This window comes from Azospirillum picis (genome assembly GCF_017876115.1).
GTDB lineage: Bacteria > Pseudomonadota > Alphaproteobacteria > Azospirillales > Azospirillaceae > Azospirillum > Azospirillum picis.
Genome location: NZ_JAGINO010000001.1, coordinates 59,507 through 85,602 on the forward strand (window position 1 = coordinate 59,507; position 26,096 = coordinate 85,602).

Annotated in this window: 23 protein-coding genes and 2 tRNA genes; 18 read left to right on the forward strand and 7 right to left on the reverse strand. The window is 70.7% G+C overall.

Annotated features, from left to right (window positions below):
* Position 1: 1 nt before the first annotated feature.
* The 5 genes from J2850_RS00285 to hisG form a co-directional block, all read right to left on the reverse strand.
* Positions 2–2,419 carry a hybrid sensor histidine kinase/response regulator gene (locus tag J2850_RS00285; RefSeq protein ID WP_209977609.1) on the reverse strand — a complete coding sequence of 806 codons (2,418 nt, stop codon included), beginning with the start codon at positions 2,417–2,419 and terminating at the stop codon, positions 2–4.
* A gap of 209 nt (positions 2,420–2,628) precedes the next feature.
* The gene (locus tag J2850_RS00290) at positions 2,629–3,102 is read right to left on the reverse strand and encodes an arsenate-mycothiol transferase ArsC (protein WP_209977612.1); all 474 of its coding nucleotides are present in this window, start codon (positions 3,100–3,102) and stop codon (positions 2,629–2,631) included.
* Positions 3,103–3,117: 15 nt separating this feature from the next.
* The gene (locus J2850_RS00295) at positions 3,118–3,603 is read right to left on the reverse strand and encodes a UPF0262 family protein (RefSeq protein WP_209977614.1); all 486 of its coding nucleotides are present in this window, start codon (positions 3,601–3,603) and stop codon (positions 3,118–3,120) included.
* Positions 3,604–3,646: 43 nt separating this feature from the next.
* Positions 3,647–4,981: a histidinol dehydrogenase gene (gene hisD / locus J2850_RS00300; protein ID WP_209977615.1), complete on the reverse strand. Its 1,335-nt coding sequence runs from the start codon at positions 4,979–4,981 to the stop codon at positions 3,647–3,649.
* The gene (hisG, locus tag J2850_RS00305) at positions 4,965–5,642 is read right to left on the reverse strand and encodes an ATP phosphoribosyltransferase (protein WP_209978363.1); all 678 of its coding nucleotides are present in this window, start codon (positions 5,640–5,642) and stop codon (positions 4,965–4,967) included. The genes hisD and hisG overlap by 17 nt, the downstream gene beginning before the upstream one ends.
* Positions 5,643–6,211: 569 nt before the next feature.
* Here hisG and J2850_RS00310 point away from each other — a divergent pair.
* From J2850_RS00310 to J2850_RS00330, 5 genes are read left to right on the forward strand one after another with little or no spacing between them, the layout of a single operon-like run.
* Positions 6,212–6,412, forward strand: a complete 201-nt coding sequence (locus tag J2850_RS00310; RefSeq protein WP_209977618.1) for a hypothetical protein — start codon at positions 6,212–6,214, stop codon at positions 6,410–6,412.
* 30 nt (positions 6,413–6,442) lie between these two features.
* Entirely contained in the window at positions 6,443–7,219 is a 777-nt protein-coding gene (locus J2850_RS00315) for a MetQ/NlpA family ABC transporter substrate-binding protein (protein ID WP_209977620.1), read from the forward strand.
* A 43-nt stretch (positions 7,220–7,262) separates the two neighbouring features.
* Positions 7,263–8,315 (forward strand): methionine ABC transporter ATP-binding protein, encoded by a 1,053-nt coding sequence (locus J2850_RS00320; RefSeq protein WP_209977622.1) that lies wholly within the window; start codon positions 7,263–7,265, stop codon positions 8,313–8,315.
* On the forward strand, positions 8,293–8,961 hold the full coding sequence (locus J2850_RS00325) for a methionine ABC transporter permease (RefSeq protein ID WP_209977623.1): 669 nt from the start codon (positions 8,293–8,295) through the stop codon (positions 8,959–8,961). Before J2850_RS00320 ends, J2850_RS00325 begins: the two co-directional genes overlap by 23 nt.
* 12 nt (positions 8,962–8,973) lie before the next feature.
* Positions 8,974–9,765, forward strand: a complete 792-nt coding sequence (locus J2850_RS00330) for a MetQ/NlpA family ABC transporter substrate-binding protein (protein ID WP_209977625.1) — start codon at positions 8,974–8,976, stop codon at positions 9,763–9,765.
* Here the strand turns inward: J2850_RS00330 and J2850_RS00335 are convergent.
* On the reverse strand, positions 9,749–13,600 hold the full coding sequence (locus tag J2850_RS00335) for a tetratricopeptide repeat protein (protein ID WP_246512653.1): 3,852 nt from the start codon (positions 13,598–13,600) through the stop codon (positions 9,749–9,751). The genes J2850_RS00330 and J2850_RS00335 overlap by 17 nt on opposite strands.
* A gap of 174 nt (positions 13,601–13,774) precedes the next feature.
* Between J2850_RS00335 and J2850_RS00340 the strand changes: the two genes are divergently transcribed.
* Genes J2850_RS00340 through J2850_RS00385 form a run of 10 tightly spaced genes read left to right on the forward strand, consistent with a single transcriptional unit; the run spans position 13,775 to position 24,149 of the window.
* Positions 13,775–14,176: a response regulator gene (locus J2850_RS00340; RefSeq protein ID WP_209977627.1), complete on the forward strand. Its 402-nt coding sequence runs from the start codon at positions 13,775–13,777 to the stop codon at positions 14,174–14,176.
* On the forward strand, positions 14,173–14,853 hold the full coding sequence (locus J2850_RS00345; RefSeq protein ID WP_209977629.1) for a chemotaxis protein CheC: 681 nt from the start codon (positions 14,173–14,175) through the stop codon (positions 14,851–14,853). Before J2850_RS00340 ends, J2850_RS00345 begins: the two co-directional genes overlap by 4 nt.
* A 49-nt stretch (positions 14,854–14,902) precedes the next feature.
* On the forward strand, positions 14,903–16,900 hold the full coding sequence (locus J2850_RS00350) for a methyl-accepting chemotaxis protein (protein ID WP_209977631.1): 1,998 nt from the start codon (positions 14,903–14,905) through the stop codon (positions 16,898–16,900).
* Positions 16,897–18,594 (forward strand): chemotaxis protein CheW, encoded by a 1,698-nt coding sequence (locus J2850_RS00355; RefSeq protein ID WP_307353758.1) that lies wholly within the window; start codon positions 16,897–16,899, stop codon positions 18,592–18,594. Before J2850_RS00350 ends, J2850_RS00355 begins: the two co-directional genes overlap by 4 nt.
* A gap of 20 nt (positions 18,595–18,614) precedes the next feature.
* Complete coding sequence (gene cheB, locus J2850_RS00360) at positions 18,615–19,703, forward strand: chemotaxis-specific protein-glutamate methyltransferase CheB (RefSeq protein ID WP_209977633.1); 1,089 nt, start codon at positions 18,615–18,617, stop codon at positions 19,701–19,703.
* A gap of 11 nt (positions 19,704–19,714) precedes the next feature.
* Positions 19,715–20,368, forward strand: coding sequence for a HEAT repeat domain-containing protein (locus J2850_RS00365; RefSeq protein ID WP_209977635.1), 654 nt, complete (start codon positions 19,715–19,717; stop codon positions 20,366–20,368).
* A gap of 4 nt (positions 20,369–20,372) precedes the next feature.
* Entirely contained in the window at positions 20,373–21,251 is an 879-nt protein-coding gene (locus J2850_RS00370; RefSeq protein WP_370878896.1) for a CheR family methyltransferase, read from the forward strand.
* Positions 21,248–21,652: a response regulator gene (locus J2850_RS00375; protein ID WP_209977638.1), complete on the forward strand. Its 405-nt coding sequence runs from the start codon at positions 21,248–21,250 to the stop codon at positions 21,650–21,652. The genes J2850_RS00370 and J2850_RS00375 overlap by 4 nt, the downstream gene beginning before the upstream one ends.
* Positions 21,649–23,889 carry a chemotaxis protein CheA gene (locus J2850_RS00380; protein WP_209977640.1) on the forward strand — a complete coding sequence of 747 codons (2,241 nt, stop codon included), beginning with the start codon at positions 21,649–21,651 and terminating at the stop codon, positions 23,887–23,889. The genes J2850_RS00375 and J2850_RS00380 overlap by 4 nt, the downstream gene beginning before the upstream one ends.
* The gene (locus J2850_RS00385) at positions 23,889–24,149 is read left to right on the forward strand and encodes a hypothetical protein (RefSeq protein WP_209977642.1); all 261 of its coding nucleotides are present in this window, start codon (positions 23,889–23,891) and stop codon (positions 24,147–24,149) included. The genes J2850_RS00380 and J2850_RS00385 overlap by 1 nt, the downstream gene beginning before the upstream one ends.
* Here J2850_RS00385 and J2850_RS00390 read toward each other — a convergent pair.
* Entirely contained in the window at positions 24,139–24,717 is a 579-nt protein-coding gene (locus J2850_RS00390; RefSeq protein WP_209977644.1) for a hypothetical protein, read from the reverse strand. The two genes, J2850_RS00385 and J2850_RS00390, sit on opposite strands and share 11 nt — an antisense overlap.
* 216 nt (positions 24,718–24,933) lie before the next feature.
* Here J2850_RS00390 and J2850_RS00395 point away from each other — a divergent pair.
* The 3 genes from J2850_RS00395 to J2850_RS00405 all read left to right on the forward strand — a co-directional run bounded on the left by J2850_RS00395 (position 24,934) and on the right by J2850_RS00405 (position 26,006).
* Positions 24,934–25,009, forward strand: a tRNA-Asn gene (locus tag J2850_RS00395).
* 4 nt (positions 25,010–25,013) lie between these two features.
* Positions 25,014–25,090 (forward strand) — tRNA-Asp (locus tag J2850_RS00400).
* Positions 25,091–25,259: 169 nt separating this feature from the next.
* Positions 25,260–26,006, forward strand: a complete 747-nt coding sequence (locus J2850_RS00405; RefSeq protein ID WP_209977646.1) for a glucose 1-dehydrogenase — start codon at positions 25,260–25,262, stop codon at positions 26,004–26,006.
* The last annotated feature ends 90 nt before the right edge of the window (positions 26,007–26,096 follow it).

The following is a 26,096-nucleotide window of genomic DNA, read 5'->3' on the forward strand; positions in this document are numbered from 1 at the left end:
CTCAACCGTGCGCGATCAACTGCGATTCGCGGTCACCGGCGCCGTCTCCCGCCGCGGCGGCCTGGCCGGGCTGCGCGGCATCATGGGACGCGAACTCGACCCTGTCGTCCGCTTCCCTCTTCGCCGGCCCTGCCCCCTCTTCCGCCTCCTCCTCCGCCGCCGCATCGGCCCTTCCGGCCCAGCGCTCGATGGCGGCCAGCAACTTGGCCTTTTCCAGCGGTTTGGCCAAGTGCGCGTTCATGCCGGACTGCAGGCAACGTTCGACCTCCACCTGGAGGACGCCGGCGGACAGGGCCAGGATGGGAATGTGGCCGGCCGGCCCCGGCAGGGCGCGGATGCGGCGGGTGGCTTCCAGGCCGTCCATCACCGGCATCTGGACGTCCATCAGCACGATGTCATAGGGGCTGTCCTGCACGGCGGCCACGGCGGCCGCCCCGTCGGCGACGGCATCGACCCGGTGGCCGGCCTTGGTCAGCATGGTCACCGCCAGGTCGCGGTTCATCGGCAGATCCTCGGCCAGGAGGATACGAACTCCGCGGCCTTCCGGTTCGGCGCGCAGGAGGGCGCCGATCTCCGGCTGGACCGCCGCGCTGCCGGCTGATTGCAGCGGAAGCGAGAACCAGAAGGTGCTGCCGGAGCCGGGGGTGCTTTCCATCCCGATCTCACCGCCCATCAACTCGACCAGCCGGCGGCAGATGGCCAGCCCGAGGCCGGTGCCGCCACGGCCACGTTCGATCTGGGTGAAGCGCTGGAACAGGTCGCGCTGCCGATCCGCCGGGACGCCGACGCCGGTGTCGGTGACGGTGATCGTGCACAGCCGGCCGCCGGGCCGGGCCGGATCGTCGATCGACTTGACCGTCAGCCGCACCGATCCCCGGTCGGTGAACTTCACCGCGTTGCCCAGCAGGTTCAGCAGGATCTGGCGCAGTCGGTCGGGATCGCCCATGACGAAGCCCCGCGCGGCGGCGGAGATGGAGATCTGCATCTCCAGCCCCTTCTGCTCGGCGTCGAGCCGGACGATGGCCACGCAGCGGTCGGCCAGATCGTCCAGGCGGAAGGGCACGCTGACAAGGTCGAGCCGCCCTGCCTCCAGCTTCGACAGGTCGAGCACGTCGTTGATGACGGTCAACAGCGACCGGCCGGCATCGCGCACCTGCGAAGCGTAGCGCCGCTGTTCGGCGGTCAGCGGGGTTTCCAGCAACATCTCCGCGAACCCGATCACGCCGTTCATCGGCGTCCGGATCTCGTGGCTCATGGTGGCGAGGAAATCCTCCTTCGCGCGGCTGCCGGCACGCGCCTCCTCCATGGCGGCGCGTAGTTCCTGTTCGCGTTGCTTGAGGCGGCGCGACATGTTGTTGAAGGCGTGGGAAACGACGCGGAACTCGTTGGGGGCCCGGTCGGCCTCGATCACCGTTCCGCCGCCGCCGTCGCCGATCCGGGTCGCGGCGCTGCCCAGTTCCCACACCCAGCGCAGGACGGAGGCGCGCAGCAGCGTCCACAGCGCCGTGACGCTGAGCAGCGCGGCAACGGCGAGCAGTCCCAGGCTCTGCCACAGGTCGCGCCTGGCCTCGGCGATGATCGGGGCGGTCGGCATGCCGACGGCGAAGACGGTGTCGGTCTCGTCGGAGTGGCGGAAGGCCCACAGGCGTCCACGGCCGTCCGCGCTCTCGGCGTCAAGGGTGCCGTTGCGCTCCCTCAGCATGCGCTGGATGTGCGGCATCTGGCCGATGTTGCGGTTCAGCCAGCCCTCCGGATCTGGTTGGCGGGCGACGATCACGCCATGGCGGTCCAGCACCATCACCCGCGCGTCGGCTTGCTTCAACACCTTGACCAGTTCGGTCAGCCAGGTCAGGTCGACCGCCACGCCCATGACGCGGACGATCCGCCCATCCTCGATGATCGGGCTGGCGACGATGATCAGCGGCTTCAGCGAGCGCTTGCCCATGATGAAGTCGCTGACGACCCAGCTACGCGTTTCGATCACGCGCTGGAAATACTCGCGCTCGTGCAGGGAGATGCCGGCGCCGGGTCCGGTGGTGTCGCAGATGATGTTGCCGTCCGCATCGGCCAGCCAGACGCCGGTGGTCCAACGGTGCTGGCGCGGCATCGGCGCCAGCGTGGCGACGCAGCCGTCGGTGTCGGACGGGGTGGCATTGCGGATCGCCGGAACGAGCGACAGCACGCCCAGCAGGTTGCGCGCCTCACCGATCAGGTCGCGTTGCCGCTCGACCCCGTCCGCCGCCAAGTGGAGGGTCAACTCGCGGGCCGCGACGATCCGGTCGTCGAGCTGCTGGTCGGCGAGATAGAGCGCACCAACCAGCGGCAGTGCCAGCGAGGCCAGCACCACACCCATGAGGCGCCCGCGCAGGCTGTGCGGGCTGAAGGCGCGGACGAGGCGTGGCAGCAGACCGGAGGACATGGGCGGCGAGTTCTCCGCGGGAGTGTTCGGCGGTGGTCGGACCCTAGAACAACGTGTGGCGGGCGGCGATGATACAGCTCAATAAGACGGCAAAGGGCGGTTGGGAAACATCTGCGGCTCGGAAAGTTGCGCAAGCGCCTCCCTGATCACCCGCGAGGCGGGTGCGGCGGGAACCCGCGAGGCTGCGCCGCCGTCCTCCGGTCAGCCTTTCACACGGTCGGGCCGCGGGTCAACGGGAAGCGCTGCTTCAGCTTCGCCAGCAGCCCGTCGCGCACCGTCCTGTAGGCTTCCAGCATGGCATCGCGGGTGCCGTCGACCAGCGTGGGATCGAAGGTGTTCCAGAACTCCACGTCGCACGCCATGGTGCGCGTCATCTCGATGGCGCGGTGCTGGGCCTCGGGGGACAGCGAGACGATAAGGTCGAAGTTGGTGTCTTCCAGATCCTCGAAGGTCCGGCAGCGGTGCTTGGACAGGTCGATGCCCATCTCCTCCATCACCGCGACGGCGAAGGGATCGACCTCGTCGCCCTCGCGCACGCCGACCGAATCGACATAGACGCGGCTGCCGTGGAAATGGCGCATCATCGCCGCCGCCATCGGCGACCGGATCATGTTGTAGGTGCAGGCGAACAGGACGCTCGTCACCGGCAGGGGGGTGAGGACCGGGGTCGCCGCCATGGCCATGCGCCGCCCGTGCCGTCAGCCGCGGATATGCAGGACGCAGATCAGCGTGAACAGCCTGCGCGCCGTCTGCAAATCCATCTCCACCTTGCCGGAAAGCCGTTCGCGCAGCATTTCGGACCCCTCGTTGTGCAGGCCGCGGCGTCCCATGTCGATGGCTTCGATCTGGGACGGCGTCGACTTCTTGATGGCGGCGTAGTAGCTCTCGCAGATCAGGAAATAGTCCTTCACGATCGACCGGAAGCTGGTCACGGGAAGGGTCACCTTGTCGAGTTCGCTGCCGTCCTCGCGCCGGATGTCGAAGGCCAAGCGGTTGTCTTCGATCGACAGGTGCAGGTGGTAGGGACCATCCTCCGCGAAGTCGCAGGGACAGAACTCGTTGTCCTCCAGCAGGTCGAAGATGGCGACGGCGCGCTCGTGCTCCACCTCGGGCTTGCGGCGGACGACCGTCCGCTCGTCGAGCGTCACATGGGTGATGCGCCGCTTGTGCTTCGCCGTCGTCACGCTCCGCCTCCGCCGCCGGTCCAGTTGCCGTTCATAACCGTCTTCAGCCGCCCGTCCCCAGCCGCCCGCCGTCACCGCCCGGCTGGCCGGGAAGCCGCTGGGCCACCGACCGCGCGTGCGCCTCCAGCCCCTCGGCCATCGCCAGCGTCACCGCCGCCGGACCGATCGCCTTCAGGCTGTCGGCGTCGCAGGCGACGAAGGTCGTCCGCTTCATGAAGTCCAGCACGTTCAGGCCGGAGGAGAAGCGGGCGCTGCGTGCCGTCGGCAGCACGTGGTTGGGACCGGCGACATAGTCGCCGATGGCCTCCGGCGTATAGCGGCCGAGGAAGATGGCGCCGGCATTGCGGATCCGCGCCGCCAGCGCGTCCGGATCCTCCACCGCCAGCTCCAGGTGCTCCGGTGCCAGCCGGTCGACCAGGGCGGGGGCGTCGGCCGCCAGGTCGCCGACCAGCAGGATGGCGCCATGCTCGCGCCAGCTCTCGCCGGCGATCGCGCTGCGGGGCAGCGTCTCCAGGTGCCGGTCGACCGCCGCGGCGACCGCATCGGCGAAATCCCCGTCATCGGTGATCAGGATCGACTGGGCCGAGGTGTCGTGCTCGGCCTGAGACAGCAGGTCCATGGCGATCCAGGCCGGGTCGTTGCGGCCGTCGGCCACCACCAGGATCTCCGACGGACCGGCGATGCTGTCGATGCCGACCAGGCCGTAGACCTGCCGCTTGGCGGCGGCGACGAAGGCGTTGCCGGGGCCGACGATCTTGTCGACCGGCCGGATCGTCGCCGTTCCGTGGGCCAGCGCCGCCACCGCCTGGGCGCCGCCGATGCGGTAGATCTCGTCGATGCCGCAGCGCTTGGCCGCGGCCAGCACCAGCGGGTTGATCGCCCCGTCCGGCGTCGGCACCACCATGACCACGCGCTCCACGCCGGCGACCTTCGCCGGCAACGCGTTCATCAGGACCGAGGAGGGATAGGAGGCGGTGCCGCCCGGCACATAGAGGCCGACGGCGCCGACCGGCGTCCAGCGCGCGCCCAGCCGCACCCCGACGGCGTCACGGTAGTCGGTGACCTCGGGGATCTGGCGGCGGTGGAACTCCTCGATCCGCGCTGCGGCGAGGTCGAGCGCCTCCAGCGTCTCGGCCGAGCATTTGGCCGTCGCGGCATCGATCTCGTCGCGGCCGATGCGCAGGGTGCCGGCGGTCAGCGTCAGGCGGTCCCAGCGCGCGGTGTAGTCGATGAGCGCCGCGTCGCCGCGGGCGCGCACCTGCTCGATCACCCCGGCGACCAGCGTCTGGACATCCTCGCTCGCCTCGCGCTTGGCGTGCAGCAGCGCCTCGAAGCCGGCAGCGAAGCCCGTATCGCGAACATCAAGCCTGACGGGCATTCACCGCCTCCCGAATCCTATCGATCCACTGCGAAATCTCGGCCGTCCGCGTCTTGAAGGCGGCGCGGTTGACGATCAGGCGCGAGGTGACGTCGGCGATGTGCTCGACCTCCACCAGCCCGTTGGCCTTCAGAGTCGAGCCGGTGGAGACCAGATCGACGATGCGGCGGCACAGGCCCAGCGTGGGGGCCAGTTCCATGGCCCCGTTCAGCTTGACGCACTCGGCCTGTACGCCGCGGGCGGCGAAGTGGCGCTTGGTCACCTCGGGGTACTTGGTGGCGACGCGCACATGGCTCCAGCGCGACGGATCGTCGCTCTCCACCATCTCCGCCGGCTCGGCGACCGACAGGCGGCAGGCGCCGATGCCGAGGTCGAGGGGCGCGTAGATTTCCGGATAGTCGAACTCCATCAGCACGTCGTTGCCCGCCACGCCCAGATGGGCGGCGCCGAAGGCGACGAAGGTCGCCACGTCGAAGGAGCGGACGCGGATGATGCTGAGGTTCGGAACGTTGGTGGCGAAGCGCAGAAGCCTGCTCTTCTCGTCGTCGAAGGCCGGCTCCGGATGGATGCCGGCATGGGACAGCAGCGGGCGCAGCTCCTTCAGGATGCGGCCCTTGGGCAGGGCGAGCACCAGGTGGTCATCGACCGGTGCGGCGGGCACTATGGTGGCCGTCACCCCTTGGACGCTGGTATCGGCGGACAAAACACTCTCCTCGGATGGATCGCCGGGGGTACGGCAGCGCCCCCGGGTGAACCGCAGACGCGATAGATAGCACATTCCACGCGCCCGTCACCTGCCGCCTTGGCCCGCGGCAATTTTCACATTTTCTATATGCTGATCTGCTTATTTCACACAAACATGAAAATACGCTTTGACTGAACTCCATCTTAAGGGTAGATAAATCTCCATGGACGCCCGGCTCGGGCATCCCGCGGCAATTTGACTTCTGCAGCTTGCGCCGCGTCACCAAACGCTAAAGCGCCACGATGCCGGTCGTGGACCTCGTCAAGAAGGAAAGGCCGGAATGACCCTGAGAGTTTCCGCTCCCCCACGCGCCCTTCGGATCGCCTTCCGGGCCTGCATGATGCGCCCGGGCCTGTGTTGCCGCTGACCCTGCGGCCCAAGACACAGCGCCCGTTCCGCTCATCCGCCCGATCCGAACAGTTGCCGCGCCGCCCGCTCCGCGCCCGTAAATCCGGGGCTGGCCGCGCCGAGGGGAGTCCTTCGCCATGACCCACGCCAGCGCCTATGCCATCGAGGTCCAGGGCCGGTCCGCCGGCATCGTCGTCGCCGAACGCGGCGGTTTCACCTTCTTCGTGTCCGACTGGGCTTTCCGCGATCTCGACCGCCGCGTCTTCCGCGATGTCGGACAGGCCCAGCGCGCCGCCCATCGGCATTACAGCCGGCTGCCCGAAACCCGGCAGCGCTGACCGCCGCCGAAATCCCGAAGGAACGTTCCCATGAAGCGCATCCTGATCTCGGCGGCCCTGGCCGCCGGGCTGTTCTCCGCCGCCTCGGCCGTTGCCGCTCCGCTGAAGCTCGGCGTCTCCGCCGGTCCCTACGGTGAGATCCTGGAATACACCGCCAAGCTCGCCGCCAAGGAGGGCATCGAGGCGGAGGTGATCGAATTCACCGATTGGAACATGCCCAACGCCGCGCTCCAGGCCGGCGAGATCGACGCCAACAACTTCCAGCACCAGCCCTTCCTGGACAACCAGGTGAAGCAGCGCGGCTATGACATCGTCCCGGTCGCCAGGAGCGTGGTGGTGCCGATGGGGGTTTACAGCAGCAAGGCCACGTCGCTCGCCGACCTCAAGCCCGGCGCCAGCGTATCGATCCCCAACGACCCCACGAACGGAGCCCGCGCCCTGTTCCTGCTGGCCAAGGCCGGGGTGATCGGGCTGAAGGAGGGGGCGGGTCTGAACACCACCGTCGCCGACGTCGTGAATCCCAAGGGGATCAGACTGGTCGAGTTGGACGCAGCGCAGTTGCCGCGTTCGCTCGACGACGTGGACGCCTCGGTCATCACCCTCAACTATGCCGTGCTGGCCGGGCTGGACCCGAAGAAAGCCCTGCTTCTGGAGGACGACCAGTCGAGATGGAACCTGGTGTGGGCGGTCCGCAGGGATCGCATGGAAGACCCGACGATCAATCGCTTCATTGCGCTGTATCGTTCGCCCGAAGTACGGCAATTTATCGAAACGCGGTTCAACGGTTCCATCATTCCGACCTGGTGAAGGGGCTGGGGGACGCTGGACGTCCCCCTTTGTCGAATAAAAGATGATAACGCTAACAAACCTTCATAAGACCTACGCCGCCCGCGGCGGCGGCGCGCCGGTCCAGGCGCTCGCCGACATCGACCTTTCCATCGCCCGCGGCGAGGTGTTCGGGATCATCGGCCGTTCGGGTGCAGGCAAATCCACGCTGCTGCGCACCGTCAACCTGCTGGAGACGCCGACCTCGGGCAGCGTCATGGTGGACGGCGTGGAGATGACAGCCCTGTCGGCCGGGGAGCTGCGCCGGGCGCGCCATTCGATCGGCATGATCTTCCAGCACTTCAACCTGCTGTCCTCGCGGACCGTCTTCGACAACGTGGCGCTGCCGCTGGAACTGGCGGGCACGCCCAAGGCGGACATCCGCCGGACGGTGGAACCGCTGCTCGACCTCGTCGGGCTGGCCGACAAGCGCAACCGATATCCGGCGGAGCTGTCGGGCGGCCAGAAGCAGCGCGTCGGCATCGCCCGCGCGCTCGCCAGCAAGCCCAAGGTGCTGCTGTCGGACGAGGCGACCTCCGCGCTCGACCCCGAGACGACGACCCAGATCCTCCACCTGCTGGCCGACATCAACCGGCGGCTCGGCCTGACCATCGTGCTGATCACCCACGAGATCGCCGTCATCAAGGAGATCTGCCACAAGGTGGCGGTGATGGAAGGCGGGCGGGTGATCGAGCAGGGACCGGTGTTCGACATCTTCGCCCATCCGCAGCACCCCACCACCCGCAGCTTCATCGATCCGGTCATCAACCGCGGCATCCCGGACAGCCTGCGCGACCGGCTGTCGCACCAGCCCGCGCCCGGCAGCACCCCGGTGCTGCGCATCACCTTCACTGGCGAGAAGGCGACGACGCCGGTCATCAGCGCCATCAGCCGCCGGCTGGACCTGGACCTGAACATCTGGCATGGCCAGATCGACGAGATCCAGGGCGCACCCTTCGGCACGCTGGTGGTGGAGGCGCTGGGCGACGGTGCCAAGGTCGAGGCCGCCATGGCGCTGGTGAGAGAAAACAATCTGGGTGTCGAGGTGTTGGGCCATGCTCTCCCCGCAAATCATTGACCTGCTGATCAAGGGGCTGGTCGACACGCTGCACATGGTGGCGGTGTCGGGCGTCATCGGGACGCTGATCGGGTTGCCCATCGGGGTGCTGCTGGCCGTCACCGGCCGCGGCGAGCTGCTGCAGAGCTTCGCCTTCAACAAGGTGATGGGCGCGGTGGTGAACATGACCCGCTCGACCCCCTTCATCATCCTGGTGGTGGCGATCATCCCCTTCACCCGGCTGGTCGCCGGCACCTCGATCGGCACCACCGCGGCCATCGTGCCGCTGACGGTGGCCGCCGCCCCCTTCATCGCCCGGGTGGTCGAGAACGCCGTGCGCGAGGTCGACCGCGGACTGGTGGAGGCGGCGCAGGCGATGGGCGCCACCCCGTTCCAGATCATCAGGAAGGTGTTGCTGCCGGAAGCCCTGCCGGGCATCGTCTCCGGCCTGACCCTGTCGGCGGTCAGCCTGATCGGCTATTCGGCCATGGTCGGCGCCGTCGGCGGCGGCGGCCTGGGCGATCTCGGCATCCGCTACGGCTACCAGCGCTTCCTGCCGGAGGTGATGCTGGCGGTGGTCGTGGTGCTGATCGTGCTGGTGCAGATCGTGCAATCGACGGGCGACCTGATCGCCCGCCGCGTCAACAAACGCAATTTGAAATCCTGAGGAGTGTTCGAGATGCTGCGCTTCCGTTCGCTGGCTTCCCTGCTGGCCGGCGCCGCCACTTTCGCCATCGCATGGGGCGCGTCCGCCGAGGCGATCAAGGTCGGCGTCACCGCCGGCCCGCATGCCCAGATCCTGGAGGCGGTCAAGCCCATCGCCGCCAAGGACGGCCTGGACATCCAGATCCTGGAATTCACCGACTACGTCATCCCGAACCAGGCGCTGGCCGACGGTGACCTGGACGCCAACAGCTTCCAGCACCAGCCCTACCTGGACAACCAGGTGAAGGACCGCGGCTTCGACCTGGTCAGCGTCGGCAAGACGGTGGTCTACCCGATCGGCATCTATTCCAAGAAGGTCAAGAGCCTGGAGGAGCTGCCGGCCGGGGCCAAGTTCGCCATCCCCAACGACCCGACCAACGGCGGCCGCGTGCTGCTGATGCTCCAGGCCAAGGGGCTGATCAAGCTGAAGGACGGCGGCACGCTGAAGGCCTCGCCGATCGACATCGTCGAGAATCCCAAGAAGCTGGAGATCGTCGAACTCGACGCCGCGCAGCTCCCGCGTTCCCTGGACGACGTGACCGCCGCCGCCATCAACACCAACTTCGCGCTGGAGGCCGGCATCGATCCGGTCAAGGACGCCATCGCCCGCGAGGCGGCGGAGAGCCCCTACGCCAACATCATCGCGGTGCGCAAGGCCGACAAGGACAAGCCCTGGGTCGCCACCCTGGTGAAGGCCTATCATGACCCGGCGGTGAAGGACTTCATCCTCACCAAGTTCAAGAACGCGGTCATCCCCGCGTTCTGAGGGCTCCGGGCAGCCTGAGTGCGTCAAGGGCGCGCCCGGCGTCGCACAGCGCGTCGCCGAGCGTTGCCCCCGGTCGCGGCGCGAACAGGCGCATCGACGGGTACCAGGGCCGGCAGCCGGCGCCCAGCGCCGTCCAGTCCCCGCCCGGCCCGATCCGCCACACCGGCACGCCGAGCGCGCCGGCCATCTCCGCCACCGACGTTCCGGCGGAAACCACCAGATCCAGCGCCGTGGTCAGCGCCGCCGCCCCGTCCAGGTCGTTCCTCAGGTCGAGCGGCGGGCGGCGGATGGTGACCCCGAAGCGGGCTTCGGCCTCGGCCAGTTCGGCGTCGCAATCATCATATTGCAGGTTGACGAGCCGCAGCCCCGGCAGGGTGAGGATCGGCGCCCAGCGGTCGAGCGTCGTGTAGTTGGCGTCGCGCATCGCACCGCGCAGCCCGCTGCGCCAGCAGATGCCGATGGACAGCATGGGCGGATCCCCCCACCCATCCTCCCCCGACGGGCGGCGGCCGGTGTCCCCAGCCAGCCACCCCCGCCAGCGCTCCACTTCCCTCTCTTCCGCCCGCAGCCAGCCGCCCGCCGCAGGGAAGTCCGACAGGTGCCGCCGCAGGTGCAGCGGCAGCGATCCTGCCGCGACATGGCAGTCGGCGTCGAGCGGATCGCCCGTGGCCAGATCGCCCCTGGCTGGATCGCCGACAGCCGCAACTGCGGTGGCCGCGCGAACCAGGGCCCGCGGGAAGGACCGGGCGAACAGCGCCACCAGCCGCGGTTCGCATTCCACGATCACCCGGCCGGCACGGGCGATCAGGTCGGGGTAGCAGCCGCTGAACATCAGCTCGTCGCCCACCCCCTGTTCGCGCCAGACCAGAACCGTCCTGCCCGCCGGGTCGCCGCCGTCCCAGGGCGGGATGCGGAAGCGGCGGTCGGGCTGGGCGCGTCCGGCGGCGAACCGCGCTTCGAGTCCCGTCCAGCCGGCGGCGAGGTCGCCGCGCGCCAGGGCCGCATAGCCGCGGTTGAACGTGGCGAGCGTCAGGTCGGGATCGTCCTCCGCCGCGCGCCGGTAGGCGTCGACGGCCTCGGCGGATCGGCCGGCGGCATGCAGCGCGTTGCCGAGATTGTAGCGCCACTCCGCCCGCCGGGGTTCCAGCGCCAGTGCCCGGCCCCAGCCCTTGAGCGCCGCGTCGGGCCGGCCCTGCCGCTGCCGGAGGTCGGCAAGCCCGGCCCAGCCCGGCCCGCTTCCAGGGGCGAGCAGGATCACCCGCCACCAGGCGAGCCCGGCGGCATCGGCGTCGTCCGCCCGCTCCAGCGCCAGTGCGAGGTTGCCGAGCAGGGCGGGGTCGCCCGGCCGGCCCCGAAGGGCAAGGCGCAGATGGGCGACCGCCTGTGACGGCCGGTCGAGCGCCAGGGCTGCCAGCCCGAGATTGCCGGCCGCCGCCGGGTCGCCCGGGCGAAGCGCCAGCGCCCGCCCGGCGGCACGCTCCGTCGCCAGGGCGCCGCCGGAGTCGCGCAGGGCTGCGGCGGACAGGGCGATCCAGGCATCAGCCTGCGCCGGGTCGAGGGCGAGCGCCCGGCGGAAGGCCGGTTCGCCGTCGCCGTCCATCGCCTGCCGGGCAAGGCCGGCGTTGGTCCACAGGCCGGCATGGAAGGGGGCATGGCGCAGCGCCAGGCCGGTGGCCTCGGCGGCCTCGGCGGCTGCTCCGCGGGTCAGGCGCAGGGCGCCGAGATTGCCCCAGGCCTCCACATCGGCGGGGGCCAGCGCGGCGGCTGCCTGCCAGTCCGCCTCCGCCTCCATCGCGGCGCCCAGGGCCTGATGCGCCAGGGCGCGGCGCTTGTGGCGGATTGCGCTCGGCTCCGCGGCCAGCGCGCGGGTCAGCAGGGTGACCGCGATGTCGGGCCGGCCCGCCTCGAAGCCGAGCCAGCCATAGCCCTCCAGCGCCGCCGGAAGCTCGCCCCCCAGGTCGAGGATCCGCTGGTAGGCTTTCTCCGCCTCCGGCCAGCGCCCCTCCCCATGCATGGCCTGCGCCTCGGCCAGCCACGCCGCCACCGCCCTGGCCTCGACCGGGGCGGCGGGTGAGGGTGCCATCCGGCGGAGTTCCGCCGCCATGCGGGTCAGCACGCCGGCCAAGTCCTCCCCCGGCTGGGCGCTCCACAGCCGCATCGACGGGAACCAAGGGCGGACCCCGGTGCCGAGCGCCGTCCAGTCGCCGCCCGGGCCGAAGCGCCACACCGGCACCCCCAGCGCCCCGGCCATCTCGCCGACCGAACTTGCCACCGTGACCACGAGGTCGAGCGACGAGATCAGCCCGGCCACCCCCTCCAGGTCGTTCTTCAGGTCGATGTCCGGCCAGCGGTGGATGCGGATGCCCAAGCCGGCCTCCACCTCGGCGATCTCCGCCTCGCGCCCGTCATATTGGAGCGTCACGGCCTGCAGACCCGGCAAGGTCAGCAGTGGCGCCCAGCCGGCGAGCGCGGTGTAGGACGCCTTGCGCTCGCCCAGCATGTTCTGGCTGCCCCAGCAGATGCCGACACGCAGGCCGGGGCCGAGGGTCGCCAGCCGTTCCCGCCATGCCGCCGCCCGCCGCGGATCGGGCGCCAGCCAGGCTGTCCGCGGCGGGAAGCCGGCCAGGCTGCGCCGCAGCAAGCGCGGCAGCGACCCCATCGGCAGATGCGCGTCGGCATCGGCGGGCGCCGGGGTTTCCGGCCGCACCGCAACACCGGGCAGGGCACGGCCGACCAGCCCGGCCAGCCGTCGGTCGACCTCGACCACCAGCCGGTCCGGCCCCAGCCGCGCCGCCAAGTCGGGCAGGGCGGTGCCGAACATCAGTTCGTCGCCCAGCCCCTGCTCACGCCAGACCAGTAGGCGCCGGACCTCCGTCCGGCCGTCCCATTCCGGCAGGGCGAGGCTGCGCCCGGCCGAAACGCGGCGGGAGGCGAAGCGCGCCTCATACTCCTCCAGCCCTTCGGCCAGCCGGCCGCCGCCGAGCAGCCGCAGCGCCAGGTTCCAGCGCGCCAGGGCGAATCCAGGCGCCTGCGCCAGTGCTTGGCGATAGAGCGCTTCGGCCTCGCCGCCGCGTCCCTGTGCCTCGCGCAGCAGCGCGAGATTCACCAGCGTCTCGGCGTCGCCGGGAGCCAGCCGCAACGCATCGCCATGGGCCGCCTCCGCTTCGGCCAGGCGTCCGGTCTCCTTCAGCACCACCCCGAGGTTGGTCAGCGCCGCGACATGGTCGGGATCGAGACGCAAAGCCCGGCGCAGCGCCGTCTCGGCCTCCGCGCAGGCGTCCTGCGCGCGAAGCAGCGTACCGAGATTGGCCCAGGCTTCCGCATAGCCGCCGCGCAGATCCAGCGCCCGGCGGTAGTGCCATGCCGCCTCCTCCAGCCGTCCCCGCTCCTGCAGGGCGCTGCCCAGGCTGTTGTGGGCCTCCGGATACGCCTCCCTCAGGTCGAGCGCCCGACGGTAGGCGGCCTCCGCCTCGTCCAGCCGTCCCAGCGCGTGCAGCGCGAGCCCGAAATTGGCATGGTATTCCGCAACGCCGCCCTGCCGGGAGATGGCGGTGCCGATCAGCCGAACCGCCTCGTCGTTCCGGCCGCGCTGGTGCATGAGGACGCCCAGAAGGTGGTATGCGTCGCCCTGGACGCGATCGCCGCCCCCGCCGGCGGCCAGGACCGCAAGGTAGCCGCGCTCCGCCGCGTCGAGCTCCCCGGCGCGGTGCCGGGAAAGCGCCTCGCCGAGACGGGCGGCCAAGTCGCGGGGGGTGTGAGGAGATCGATCGGCGGGGCCGGGAGGCGGCATGGGGGCGGCGGGCGATGCGATGGACGGATGGGCGACCGCCTGCAAGGCCGTCTCCCGCACCACCGATACCATGCCCGGGCAGGCGGCTTCTCGTGCAAATGCCGTCGCGCGGCAAACATCGCCGGCGGGGCGTTCGATGTGCTGGCGCGTTGCCGATCATCCTGTATACTTGCGCGAAATTCGGCGCCTTGCGGCGAATTCATACAAAGGGCGTATATCTTGGGTAAGACCGTAATCATTGTGGACGATAGCAAGCTTTCGCGCATGCATGTGCGGGCGATGGTCTTGCGCAACAAGCCCGACTGGACGGTGGTTGAGGCTGCCAACGGTGACGAACTCTTCCGGACGCTGGAGAGCACGCCGGTGGATATCGCGATCATCGACTACAACATGCCCGGCGACAACGGCGTGGAGACCGCCGCCAAGCTGCGCAGTTCGCGTCCGGGCGTCCATATCGCGGTCATCACCGCCAATGCGCAGGATGCCGTGGTTGCCGGAATACGTGCGGTCGGTGCCGCCTTCATGCCGAAGCCGCTGGAGGAGGAGCAGATGGTCCGCTTCCTGGGGTCGGCCATGCTGCCGCCCCGCCGTCCCCCGCAGGCCGGCGCCACGCAGGAATGAGCGCGGCTGCGACACTGAGTGATCTGGAGCGCGACGCGCTCGCCGAACTGGGCAACATCGGCATCGGGAAGGCGTCGACGGCGCTCGGCCGCATGCTGGGCGGACTGGTGACGCTCTCCGTGCCGTCGGTCGAGATCGTGTCGCCCGCCGACGTGGCCGACCTGCTCGACCAGGCGCTGCCGCCGCCCCTGGTCGGCATCTCGGAAAGGCTGGGCGGCCTTTTCGCCGGCTGCGCCCTGCTGGTCGTCCCGCAGGACGGCAGCCTTCCCCTGGTGCGGGCCGCCTTGCCACCCGACATCCCGGCCGAGGATGCCCCGGCACTGGAGGACGAGGTGCTGGCGGAGCTTGGCAACGTCGTCCTGAACAGCACGCTCGCCATGGTCGCCAACCTGCTGGGCGAGCCGGTCGACACCGGCCTGCCCCTGGTGTTCCGCGGGCCGGCTGCGGCGATCCTCCGGACCTGCGCCGCTGCCCAACTGCCGGCCGACGGGACCGCGTCGGTCGGCAAGCCGGAGGACGCGGCTGCGGCGGTGCTGTTCCATGTCGCTCTGAGGGCCGCCCTTCCCGGTGGCGAAGGGACCATGGTGGGAGGACGCGTCGTCCTGCTGCTCGATGCTGGCTCTGTCCAGGCGTTTCAGGCGACGCTCGGCCGCTTCATCACGCGCATGGTGGCGTAACTCCCGGATGGGCCGGGCTTGGACCGGCCGAAGAAGGCGGAAGAGGACAATGGCACTTATCAAGAAGACGAAGATCGACACGGCGCGCACCGGCGGGGCCAGGGCCGCCGGCGACACCGAAGCCGGTCCGGACCAGGCTGGGGCGAACGGCCTCGAGATCGGCGGTGCGGCCATGCAGCCCGCAGCCGCCTCTCCCGGCATCGGCGCGGCCAATCCGAGCCGCCGCAGGGCCCGTACCGATTCGCGCCGGCGCAAGGCCGCCAGCGGCATTGCAGCCGCTTCGACCGAACTGGCGAGCGGCGTCACGCAGGCGGCCTCCGCCGCCGAGGAGCTTCGCCGCGCGATGGAGATGATCGCCGCCGGAGCCGAGGAGTCGGCCGGCGCCACCCAGCAGTCGCAGCGCATGATCGGGCGCGCGTCGGAATTGCTGACGCGGTCGCGCGACACCGCCGAACAGGCCGTGCTGCGGGTGGAGACGCTGCAGACCACCCTGAAGGACGTCAGCACCCAGATCCTCTCGTCCGTCGAAGGCATCGTTCGTGCCGCGGAACGGCAGGAGGCCTCGGTCCGGCTCGTGCGCGACCTGGAATCGCGGGCGACGGAGATCGGCACCATCGTGCAGAGCGTCGCCGCCATTGCCGACCAGACGGCCCTGCTGGCGCTGAACGCCGCCATCGAGGCGGCACGGGCGGGTGAGGCCGGCAAGGGCTTCGCCGTCGTCGCCGACGAGGTCCAGGCCCTTGCCGAGCGGTCCGAACGAAGCGCCAACGACATCCAGGCGATGGTCGGCGAGGTCCAGCAGGCGGTTGCCGCCATCGCCGCCGGGATCGTCGCCTCCTCCGACGCCGCCAAGGTCGAGGTGGATCGTGGCCGCACCATCGCGCGCCAGCTTGAAGGCATGCGGACCGACATGTCGGCGATCGTCCAGGGCGCGCAGGAGACCATCCGCGCCGCCGTGGAAGCCGACCAGGCGGCCCGCGAGGCGCTGCGGGGGGCGGAAACCATCGCAGCCAGTGCCGAGGAGCAGTCGGCGGCGGCCGAGGAGGCGCTCAAGACCGCGGGCGAGCAGGCCATCGCCCTGAACCAGAGCCAGCGGGCAGCCGGGCAGCTCTCCGACCTCGCCGAAGAGTTGGAAGGGACGTCGGACATTGCCATCGCGGCCGAGGAACTAGCGTCGGCGGCCGAGGAGCTGTCCGCGGCGATCGAGGAGATCAATCGTGCGGCCGCCCAGATCATGACGGCGATCGGCCAGATTTCCGGCGGCGCCCAAAGCCAGAGTGCGGCGACCCACCAGCTCGCCTCCGCCATCGCCGAGATCGATGCCGCCGCGACGCTGGCGTCCGGCCGGGCCAAGGATTCGGTCGGCCGCTGCACCTCTCTCGAGCGCCTGCTGGACGAGACGCGCGATACCATCGGCCGGCTCGCCGACGGCATGATGGAGGCGGTCGATTCGTCCCGCCGGGCAACCGAACGGCTCGACGCCCTGGAGCGGATCGGCCGGCGCATCGACAAGGTGGTGGACGCGATCGCCACCGTCGCCATCCAGACCGGCATGTTGGCGGTCAGCGGTTCGATCGAGGCGGCGCGCGCCGGCGATTACGGCCGGGGCTTCACCGTGGTCAGTGGCGACATCCGCAAACTGGCCGCCGACAGCGCCGACAGCGCCGAGCGGGTGAAGGACATCGTCCGCGACATCCAGGACCAGATGCAGCGCGTCCGCCGCGACGTCGACGACGTGGCCACCATCGCCGTCACCGAGACCGCACGCCATCGCGCCTTCGGCGTCACCCTCACCGCGGGTGCGCAGGAGCTGCGCCAGGTCACCGTCGGCTGCCGCGAGATCCTGGACGCCGCCGACGAGACCGGCGGTGCCCTGCGCGAAACCCGCACCGGTGTCGAACAGGTGGCGGCAGCCGCGGCGTCGGCCAATCTTGCCGCATCGGAGGCAGCCAAGGCGGCCCGTGAACAGGCCAAGGGCACGGAAGAGCTGGCTTCGGCCATCGAGGAGATCGCGGCGATGGCCGACAGCCTGCTGGGGGCCGCGTGACCATCCCGCCGGAGGCCGGCCCCTCGGACGTGGGCGTGCTGCTGGACGAGCCCGGCCATGAGGCTGGCGAGGCTGGCCTTGCCTTCCTGGTGGTGGCTGTCGGGGACCTGCGGCTTGCCTTGCCGCTGCCAGCCGTGAGCGCGGTGATCCGGCCGCCGGCCCTGTTGCGCATCCCGCTGGGTCCTTCCAGCCTCGACGGACTCGCGCAATGGCAGGGGGAGGCGGTTCCGGTGCTCGACCTGTCGCGCGCGCTGGGCCATGCCGGCGGCACTCCCGCCGGAGCGAGGGGCAGACGCGTCGTGCTTGTCCTGCATCGTGGGCAGCAGGTCGGCCTTGCCGTCGATGCGATGGTCGGCATCCTGCACAGTTCCGCGGACCACATCGATCCGGTCGCCACGGAGGACGATGGGTCCCGGTCGGCGATGGTGGATCCCGTGATGCTGGACGGCGTCCTTCGCGAGGGTCCCGCCACGATCCTGAAGACCGGTCTCCTGATCGACCGCCAGTTCGGCGATGTCGATGCCGCGGCAGCAAGGCCGGTCAAGGCGGCGGGTGGCGCGATCGGGACGCCCCGATCCGGCTTGGCGCCACTCGGCCCCGCCGGCGCCGGCGGGACCGACGCCGCCCTGCTGGTCTTCGGGGTGGCCGGGCAGGAGTTCGCCATTCCGGTCGACCGGGTGCGGGAGGTGCTGCCGGCCCCGCGCGAGGTCGCACGGATGGCCAGGGCCAGGGCGCATCTGCTGGGCGTCATGTCGGTGCGCGACCAGTTGCTGCCGCTGGTCGGGTTGCGCGCCCTGTTCGGGCTGGACCGTGCCGGAGACGCGGCGGACGCCCTGTCCGCAGGCCGCCGCGTCGTGGTGGTGCAAGCCGGCACTGGCCATGCGCCGGTGGGGGTGCTGGTGGACGAGGTGCTTGAAATCCTGCGGATCGCCCCGGGGTTGATCGATCCGGTGCCTCCACTGCTTGCCCGGGAACCGGAATTCGAGGATCTTGACGGCATCGCGCGGGCCGATGCGGGCCGCCGGCTGGTGTCGGTCCTGTCGGCGGACCGGCTGTTCCGCCATGGGGCGGCGTTCGGCGACGGTGCGGTCGCCGACAGAGGCGCAGAGGGACAAGCGGCGGGACAAGCGGCCAGGCAAGCGGCCGAAGAGGATGGCAAGGGCATGAAACCGGCACCGATCGCCGAGGAGGGCGCTGGGCATGCGGGCGAGCGCTTCGTCGTCTTCCGCTTGGCCGGGGTCGAGTACGGGCTGCCGGTTTCGGTGGTCCGCGAGGTTCTGCGCCGGCCGGACGCCGTCACGCCGCTGCCCAACGCCCCCGACTTCGTCACCGGTGTGCTGACCCTGCGTGGCGAGGTGCTGCCCCTGATCGACCAGCGGCGCCTCCTGAACCTGCCGGCAGCGGATGCCGTTGGCGCCGGGGCTGCGCAATGCCGGGTGGTGGTGGTCGGGCATGGCGGCGCGGAGGCCGCGCGGGTCGGCCTGATGGTCGACAGCCTGTCCGGCCTGTTCACGATTCCGCCGGAACGGATCGGTCCGGCACCCGCGGTATCGGCGGCCCAGCGCCGCCTGATCCGGCAGGTCGCGACGCTGGAGGATGCCGGCGTGGCCGGCTCGCGCCTGATCCTGCTGATGGAGCCGGAAAGCCTGCTCGACATGGACCGGTTGGCCGGCCTGCTTGTTCCGTCCGGGTGAACGGGCGGATGGGGGATGGCGTGCTGAAGGTTCTGGTTGTTGACGACTCCGCTTTGATGCGGCGCCGGATCTCTGATGTGCTGAGGGAGGCCGGCTTCACGGTCGACACCGCCGCATCCGGGGAGGAGGCGCTTTCCCGGATGCCGCTGTTCGACCCCGACGTGGTGACCCTGGACGTCACGATGCCGGGAATGGACGGGCTTTCCTGCCTCGCCCGCATCATGGTGGAGCATCCCAAGCCGGTGGTCATGGTGTCCTCGCTGACCGGCGAAGGTGCCGTGGAGACGTTGGAGGCCCTGCGCCTCGGAGCCGTCGAGGCGGTGCAGAAGCCGGCCGCCGGATCGATCGGGCGCATCGGCGGCGAGCTGGTGGAAACGGTGCGCGCCGCGGCATCCTCCCGCCCGCGGCGGGTGAGGGGGCTGCGCGAGCGGCTGCGGCTGGCCCGCGCCCGTATCGCCGGCGAGGATTTCGCCATGTCCAGGCCGGCCGCTGCGGCGGCCGTTCCGGAGAGCGTGGAGACCGGGGTGGTGCTGGTCGGGGTTTCGACCGGCGGCCCGAGCACGCTCGAGGACATTCTGCCGCTGCTGCCGGCCAGCTTCCCCTGGCCGGTGGTGGTTGCCCAGCACATGCCGCCCGCCTTCACCGCGACGTTGGCGCGGCGGCTCGACGAGATGTGCGCGCTCAGCGTGGTCGAGGCGTCCCGCGCGACGGTGCTGGAACCGGGGATGGTCTGCATTGCCCGCGGCGGTGCGGATCTGGAACTGGCCCGTCGGGGTGGCAGGCTGCAGGCCGTCTGCGTGCCGGCTTCCCCCGACCGGCCCTGGCACCCCAGTGCCGACCGCCTGGTCATGAGCGCCATGCGCCTGCTGCCGCCGGACCGGCTGGTCGGCGTGCTGCTGACCGGGATGGGCAACGACGGTGCCGCGTCGATGGCCGACCTGCATGCCCGCGGCGGCCGCACCATCGCCGAGGCGGAAGAGAGCGCCGTGGTCTTCGGCATGCCGCAGGAACTGATAAAGCGCGGCGGTGCCGGAATCGTCCTGCCGTCCGACCGGATCGCCGGACAGTTGATCCGATGGCTGGCTCCGGCCGGCCGGCGCGCAGGATAGGAGGATCCCCGATGGGGCTGGTGAGGAAGAAGCCGGGAACCGGCATCGCCGTTCCGCATGTGGATGATCACGGCATGGGCGCGTCCGTGGGAACGGCCGATGCGCTCGCTGGCCTCGGGGATGCCGACCCGGCGGTGCGGCGCCAGGCGGCGCATGCGCTCGGCCAGGCCGGGGACCCCGGCCCGGCAGCTATCGCCGCCCTGGCAGGCCGGATCGAGGGCGACGGCGATCCCGGCGTCCGGGAGGCGGTGCTGACGGCGCTTGCCCGCATCGCCAGCCCGGCGGCGGCGGCGGCACTGGTCCCCTTCCTCGATCGCGAGGACGCGGCCCTTCGGAATGCCGTCCTGGAAAGCCTGCAGCAGATGCCGGCCGGCGTGGCGGCACCGGCGCTGCTGCCGCTGCTCGACCATTCCGACCCGGACCTGCGCATCTTCGCGGTGCAGGGGCTGGGCGGGCTCGTCCATCCCGACCGGGCGGCGTGGCTGGCTGCGGTGATGGAGCATGACGCCGACGTCAATGTCGGGTTGGCAGCCGTGGAGGCCCTGGCCGAGGCCGGCAGTCCGGAGGCGCTGTCGAGCCTGGAACGGCTCGCCCGCCGTTTCCCCGGCGATCCCTTCGTGGCCTTCGCCGTCGACACGGCGCGCTCCAGTTTCCGTGGCGGGTGAGCGCGTGGCCGACATCCCTGCCGAGGGCCTGCCCCCCGCGGACTATGCCGCGCTCTGCGATTTCCTGCGTGCACGCACCGGCCTGTCCTTCACCGAGGCCAAGCGCTATTTCGTTGATCGCCGCATCGCCGCCCGCATGGCGGCGGTCGGGGTGGCGACCCTGCGCGACTACCTCAATGTGCTGCGCTTCCAGGCGTCGGGCGAGGAGCTGCAGCGTCTCGTCAACCTGATGACGGTCAACGAGACCTACTTCTTCCGCGAAAAATACCAGCTCGACTGCCTGGTCCGGTCTGTCCTCGACGAGTTGGCGCGCAACCGCCGGCCGGGGTCGCGGCTGCGCATCTGGTCGGCCGGCTGCGCCACCGGCGAGGAGCCCTATTCGATCGCCATCATGCTGCTGGAGCAGTGGAGCCGGGTTGACGAGTACGAGATCGAGATCCTCGCCTCCGACATCGACAGCGCCGTGCTGGAAAGGGCGCGCGAGGGCATCTACGATGAACGCGCGCTGCAGGGCCTGCCCGCCCACCTGCGCTCCAAATATTTCCAGCCGGTCCGCGGAGCACTGGCGGCCGACGGGGCGCGGTGGCGGATCATCGAGGAGTTGCGGGAGTCGGTGGACTTTTCCCTGGTCAACATCGCCGACCCGCGGCAAGTGCAGGCGTTCCGCGGCATCGACGTGATCTTCTGCCGCAACCTGCTGATCTATTTCGACGACCTCGGCCGGCGGGAGGCGGCGGGCATGTTCTATGATGCCCTGGCCCCCAACGGCTTCATCTGCCTCGGCCATTCTGAAAGCATGAGCCGCATGTCCTCGCTGTTCGTCCCGCGCCGTTTCCCCGACGCCATCCTCTACCAGAAGCCGGCAGAGGGGGGCGCGTCATGACGCCTTTCCGGATCCTGGTGGTCGACGATGCCGTGACCGTCCGTGCCTTCAGCCGCAGCGTGCTGGAGGCCGACGGCTTCGTGGTGGATGAGGCGGTCAACGGCATCGAGGGATTGGAGCGGGCGATGGCGAACCCGCCGGATCTGGTGATCGTCGACGTGAACATGCGCAAGATGGACGGCTACACCATGCTGCGGGTGCTGCGCCGCGATCCGGTGCTGCGCGCCATTCCCGCCATCATGATCAGCACGGAATCGAAGGAGAGCGACCGCGAGCAGGCGCTGCTCGCCGGGGCCAACTGGTACATCGTCAAGCCGCCCAGGCCGGAGGTGCTCGTCGAGGCGGCCCGGCTGCTGACCGGCCGCCCGCTGCAGCCCGGACGTGGGGAGGGCGTGCCATGAGCGACCTGTTCGACCAGTTCATCACGGAATCGCAGGAGCTGCTGGAGGAGGCGGGGGCGGCCCTGCTGGCGCTGGAGCGCGATCCGGGCGACCGTCCGTCGGTGGATGGCCTGTTCCGCGCCTTCCACACCTTGAAGGGAGCGAGCGCCCTCTTCGACCTGGTTCCCTTCACCCGGCTGGTGCATGCCGGCGAGGATACGCTGTCGCTGCTGCGCGACGGCCGGCGATCGATGACGCCGGAACTGGCCGACCGGCTGTTCCGGGCGCTCGACCAGTGCGGCCGCTGGGTCACGGCATTGGAAGCCGGCGGAACGCTGCCGCCGGACGCACCGGACGCCGCCGACCGGCTGCTGCGCGACCTGCGGGACGGCGAGGGCAGGGGAGAGGGCCGTCAGGCGGCGTCCCTGCCGGCCCCGCCGGGCTTCGACTGGGTCGCGGCGCTCGATGCCGCCGAGCGCCACGCGGCCGGCCTGGCGGAGGAGGCCGCGGTGACGGCGATCGACTATGCGCCCGATCCGGAGTGCTTCTTCACCGGTGACGATCCGCTGGCGCTGTTCCGCCGGGTTCCGGACCTGCGGCTGCTGCGGATCGAACCGGTGGAGCCCTTGCCGGCATCCCCGGCGCAGTTCGACCCCTACCGCTGCGTGCTGCGCCTGCGCGCCCTGAGCGGGGCCTTGCCGGAGGAGGTGGTACCCGTCTTCCGCAGCGTTCCGGATCAGGTGCGCATCAGCGCCGTGACGCTGGCACCCCTGCCGCCGGAGCGCGGAGCAGGGGGTTCCGCATCGGCGGAAACGCCGCCGGCACCGGCGTCGCTGGCACCCGCCTCGTTGGCCGAGGCGATGCTGGCGGAGCAGGCCCGCATCCTGGACCTGCCGGGCGACGCCGCGGAGCGCGAGGCGCGGCGGGCGGTGGTGGCGCGGGCGGTCGAGGCCATCCTGGCGGCGCTCGGGCGTCCGGCGGAGCGGCCGACGCTGGAGGCGGCGACCACCGATGGTGCGGCCCTGCGCCGTTTCCTCACCCCGCCCCCTGCCGGCGGGCCGTCCGCCGCGCCGGCGGAGCGGGCGCCGCCCCCCGCGGCGATGGTCCGGCGCGCCCTCAGGGTCGAGCCGGAGCGGGTGGACGCGTTGATGACGCTGATCGCCGAGCTGTCGGTGGCCAAGGCGGAGCTGGCGCCGCTGCAGCGCCGTGCCGGCGGCGGCGACTTCGCCCGCGATCTCAAGGCCGTTTCCGACCGCCTCGACGGGCTGGTGGGCGACCTGCGCCACGCCGCCCTGAGGCTGCGCCTGCTGCCGCTGGCCCGCGTCTTCGATCCGCTGCCGCGGCTGGTGCGCGATACCGCGCGCAAGCTGGGCAAGACGGTGGAACTGGCGCTCGACGGAGGGGAAACGGAGGCCGACAAGGACATCCTCGACGTGCTGGGGGAGCCGCTGCTGCATCTGGTGCGCAACGCGCTCGACCACGGCATCGAATCGCCCGACCGCCGCACTGCCGCCGGAAAGCCGTCCACCGGCACACTGCGGGTCCGCGCCCTTCAGGACAAGGGCGGCGTGGTCTTGGAAGTGACGGACGACGGCGCGGGAATCGATCCGGCGGCAATGCGCCGTGCCGCTGCGGCCAAGGGGGTTCTCACGCCGGAGGCAGCGGCAGAGCTGAATGATGCCGATGCGGTGAGGCTGGTTTTCGCCCCCGGCTTCAGCACCGCGGCCGGCGTGTCCGACCTGTCGGGGCGCGGCGTCGGCATGGACGCCGTGCGCGCAGCGGTGGAACGTGCCGGCGGTCGGGTGGAAATCGCCTCGACCCCCGGCACCGGCACGACCGTGAGGCTCCTGCTGCCGCTGACGCTCAGCATTACGCGGGTTCTGGTCGTCGAGGCGGCGGGGTCGCTCTATGGTGTGCCCGTCGCCGTCGTCGACAGCGTCCAGCGCGTCCCCCGCAGCGCCGTCCGGGCGGTCAAACGCGCGGAAAGCCTGGTGCTGCGCGACCGCGTCGTGCCGCTGGTCCGCCTGCGCCGGTTGCTCGGCCTGCCGGAGGAGGCGAGAGGCGATGCGGATTGCGTCGTGCTGGCCGAACTGGGCGACGCGCCGGTCGCCGTGGCTGTCGACGATGTCGGCGATCGCGCCGACGTGGTGCTGCGCCCACTGAACGGGGTGCTGCGGGGGCTGCGCGGCTATACCGGCACCGCGGTGCTCGGGGACGGACGCCTGATCCTGGTGCTGGACCTGCGGGAGCTGCTGTGATGCCGATCCGCTACGAGGGCGATCTCGCCCGTTTCGATGCCGCCTGCACGGTCGACGAGGCCCTGCCGTTCGCGGAATGGCTGGAGGCGACGGTGCCGGCGCGGGTCGACCTCTCCGCCTGCACCGAGCTTCACACGGCGCTGCTCCAGCTTCTGCTGGTGGCGCGGCCGGCAGTCGCGGCGACGGCGGCGGACCCGTTCCTGGCACGGTGGGTCGCTCCGCTGCTGGAGGCGCCGCCGGCGCCGCCGGTCAGCGCCTGAGGGGAACGGCGCGGCGGACCAGCCGGCGGTCCATGTCGGCGCTCGGCACCGTCGGCTCGCCCAGGCTGCGCATCACGAAGGCGAAGGTGTCCATCACCCGGTCGAGGACGATCTCGTGGTCGTCGGGACGGCGGCTGACCGAGATCACGGCGTAGCCGCCGGCACGTGCCACCGCCGGTTCGCCGCGCAGGCCGCGCACGCCCCAGCCAGCCAGCGCGTCCTTGCAGCGGAACAATTCGGCGGCAAAGCCCCCCGCCGATTGCGTGCGCCCGACCACATAGGCGGCGGCGACCGCCAGCGGCGCCAGAAGCCCGTCCCAGTCCAGGCAGTCCTCGCGCCCGACCCACACGCCGCCGACCGAGCAGGGGGCGGCGCCGATCGCGTCGCCCAATCCGGCGCGGAAGGCCCGCAACGATTCCACGGCGTCCGCCGCCGGCATCGGCTCCACCCGCCGGCCCTCCGGCATCAGCATCAACCGGCCGGCCCATTCGGACGAAGGAGGAAGCTGTTCGGTCAGGCGCGCGAGCAGCGCCTCGCGAGCGGCGGCGAAGGGAACGACCTCGGACATCGGGGCCTGCGGCGATGGTGGGAGGAGAGGGCGAGAAAGAGCCTGAGAAGGCCCGACTTGTCAAGGCCGCGCCTGTTGCCTGGCAACCCCAGGCTGCGGCGCGCGTGCATTGTCACGGGGCAGGCGGGCCGTTGGAGGCCTGCCCGGGAAAAATGCGCCGCTTTGCGTTTTTCCGCTTGCCAGGATCCGCCAGCGATTCTATAAGGCGGCCTCCGTTCCCGGTTAGCTCAGTTGGTAGAGCAGCGGACTGTTAATCCGCTTGTCGCTGGTTCGAGTCCAGCACCGGGAGCCAAAGCGCGGGTGTAGCTCAGTTGGTTAGAGCGCCGGCCTGTCACGCCGGAGGCCGCGGGTTCAAGTCCCGTCACTCGCGCCATTCTCCCTCCCCCCTGACCTCGTGACGGATGATCGCGGCTGCCCGACGGGCGGCATCGCGCTATCATGCGTGCTTCGCCGCGTTCACGATGCGGCCGATGGCGCCCGCTCCCTGTTGTTCGTATGGCGCGGTAGCCGAACGGCCGCGCACAGCCGGGGAGTAAACGTTCATGCGTCTTTCAGAAAAGGTCGCCGTCGTCACTGGTGGCGGATCGGGTTTCGGCGAGGGGATCGCCCGCCGCTTCGCCGCGGAAGGAGCGCGCGTCATCGTCGCCGACCTGGACGAGGCGGCGGCCGGACGGGTGGCGGACAGCCTGGGCGAGACCGCGCTCGCCGTGCGGGCCGACGTCTCGGTCGGCGAGGACTACGAGGCCATCGTCTCGGCGGCGCTTGGGGAGTTCGGCCGGCTCGATATCCTGGTCAACAATGCCGGATACACCCACCGCTACGGCTCGATGCTGGACGTCGACGAAGCGACCTTCGACCGCATCTACGCGGTGAACGTCAAATCGATCTATCACGGCGCCATCCACGCGGTGCCGGTCTTCCGCACGCAGGGCCGGGGGGTGATCCTGAACATCGCCTCCACCGCCGGGCTGCGGCCGCGGCCCAACCTGACCTGGTACAACGGTTCCAAGGGTGCGGTCGTCACCCTGACCAAGTCGATGGCGGCGGAACTGGCGCCCGACCATATCCGCGTCTGCGCCATCGCCCCCGTCGCCGGCGAAACCGGCATGCTGCACCGCTTCATGGGCGAGGACACGCCCGAACGCCGCGAGCAGTTCCGCTCGACCATCCCGCTCGGCCGCCTGTCGACGCCGGACGACATCGCCAACGCCGCGCTTTACCTCTGCTCGGACGAGGCGGAATTCCTGACCGGCGTGTGCCTGGAGGTCGATGGCGGGCGCTGCGTTTAGAGTCTGTCTGGTGCTTATTGAAGCACCAGACAGACTCTAGCCCGGAAATTCACCGGGGCTGGAGCTGGGGCGGCGGGCGCGATGATAAGC

Coding starts and splice junctions, on each gene's coding strand:
- J2850_RS00285 (WP_209977609.1), bottom strand. CDS start 2,419: ATGTCCTCCGGTCTGCTGCCACGCCTCGTCCGCGCCTTCAGCCCGCAC.
- J2850_RS00290 (WP_209977612.1), bottom strand. CDS start 3,102: ATGGCCATGGCGGCGACCCCGGTCCTCACCCCCCTGCCGGTGACGAGC.
- hisD (WP_209977615.1), bottom strand. CDS start 4,981: ATGCCCGTCAGGCTTGATGTTCGCGATACGGGCTTCGCTGCCGGCTTC.
- J2850_RS00310 (WP_209977618.1), top strand. CDS start 6,212: ATGACCCACGCCAGCGCCTATGCCATCGAGGTCCAGGGCCGGTCCGCC.
- J2850_RS00315 (WP_209977620.1), top strand. CDS start 6,443: ATGAAGCGCATCCTGATCTCGGCGGCCCTGGCCGCCGGGCTGTTCTCC.
- J2850_RS00320 (WP_209977622.1), top strand. CDS start 7,263: ATGATAACGCTAACAAACCTTCATAAGACCTACGCCGCCCGCGGCGGC.
- J2850_RS00325 (WP_209977623.1), top strand. CDS start 8,293: ATGCTCTCCCCGCAAATCATTGACCTGCTGATCAAGGGGCTGGTCGAC.
- J2850_RS00330 (WP_209977625.1), top strand. CDS start 8,974: ATGCTGCGCTTCCGTTCGCTGGCTTCCCTGCTGGCCGGCGCCGCCACT.
- J2850_RS00345 (WP_209977629.1), top strand. CDS start 14,173: ATGAGCGCGGCTGCGACACTGAGTGATCTGGAGCGCGACGCGCTCGCC.
- J2850_RS00350 (WP_209977631.1), top strand. CDS start 14,903: ATGGCACTTATCAAGAAGACGAAGATCGACACGGCGCGCACCGGCGGG.
- J2850_RS00365 (WP_209977635.1), top strand. CDS start 19,715: ATGGGGCTGGTGAGGAAGAAGCCGGGAACCGGCATCGCCGTTCCGCAT.
- J2850_RS00375 (WP_209977638.1), top strand. CDS start 21,248: ATGACGCCTTTCCGGATCCTGGTGGTCGACGATGCCGTGACCGTCCGT.
- J2850_RS00380 (WP_209977640.1), top strand. CDS start 21,649: ATGAGCGACCTGTTCGACCAGTTCATCACGGAATCGCAGGAGCTGCTG.
- J2850_RS00385 (WP_209977642.1), top strand. CDS start 23,889: ATGCCGATCCGCTACGAGGGCGATCTCGCCCGTTTCGATGCCGCCTGC.
- J2850_RS00390 (WP_209977644.1), bottom strand. CDS start 24,717: ATGTCCGAGGTCGTTCCCTTCGCCGCCGCTCGCGAGGCGCTGCTCGCG.
- J2850_RS00405 (WP_209977646.1), top strand. CDS start 25,260: ATGCGTCTTTCAGAAAAGGTCGCCGTCGTCACTGGTGGCGGATCGGGT.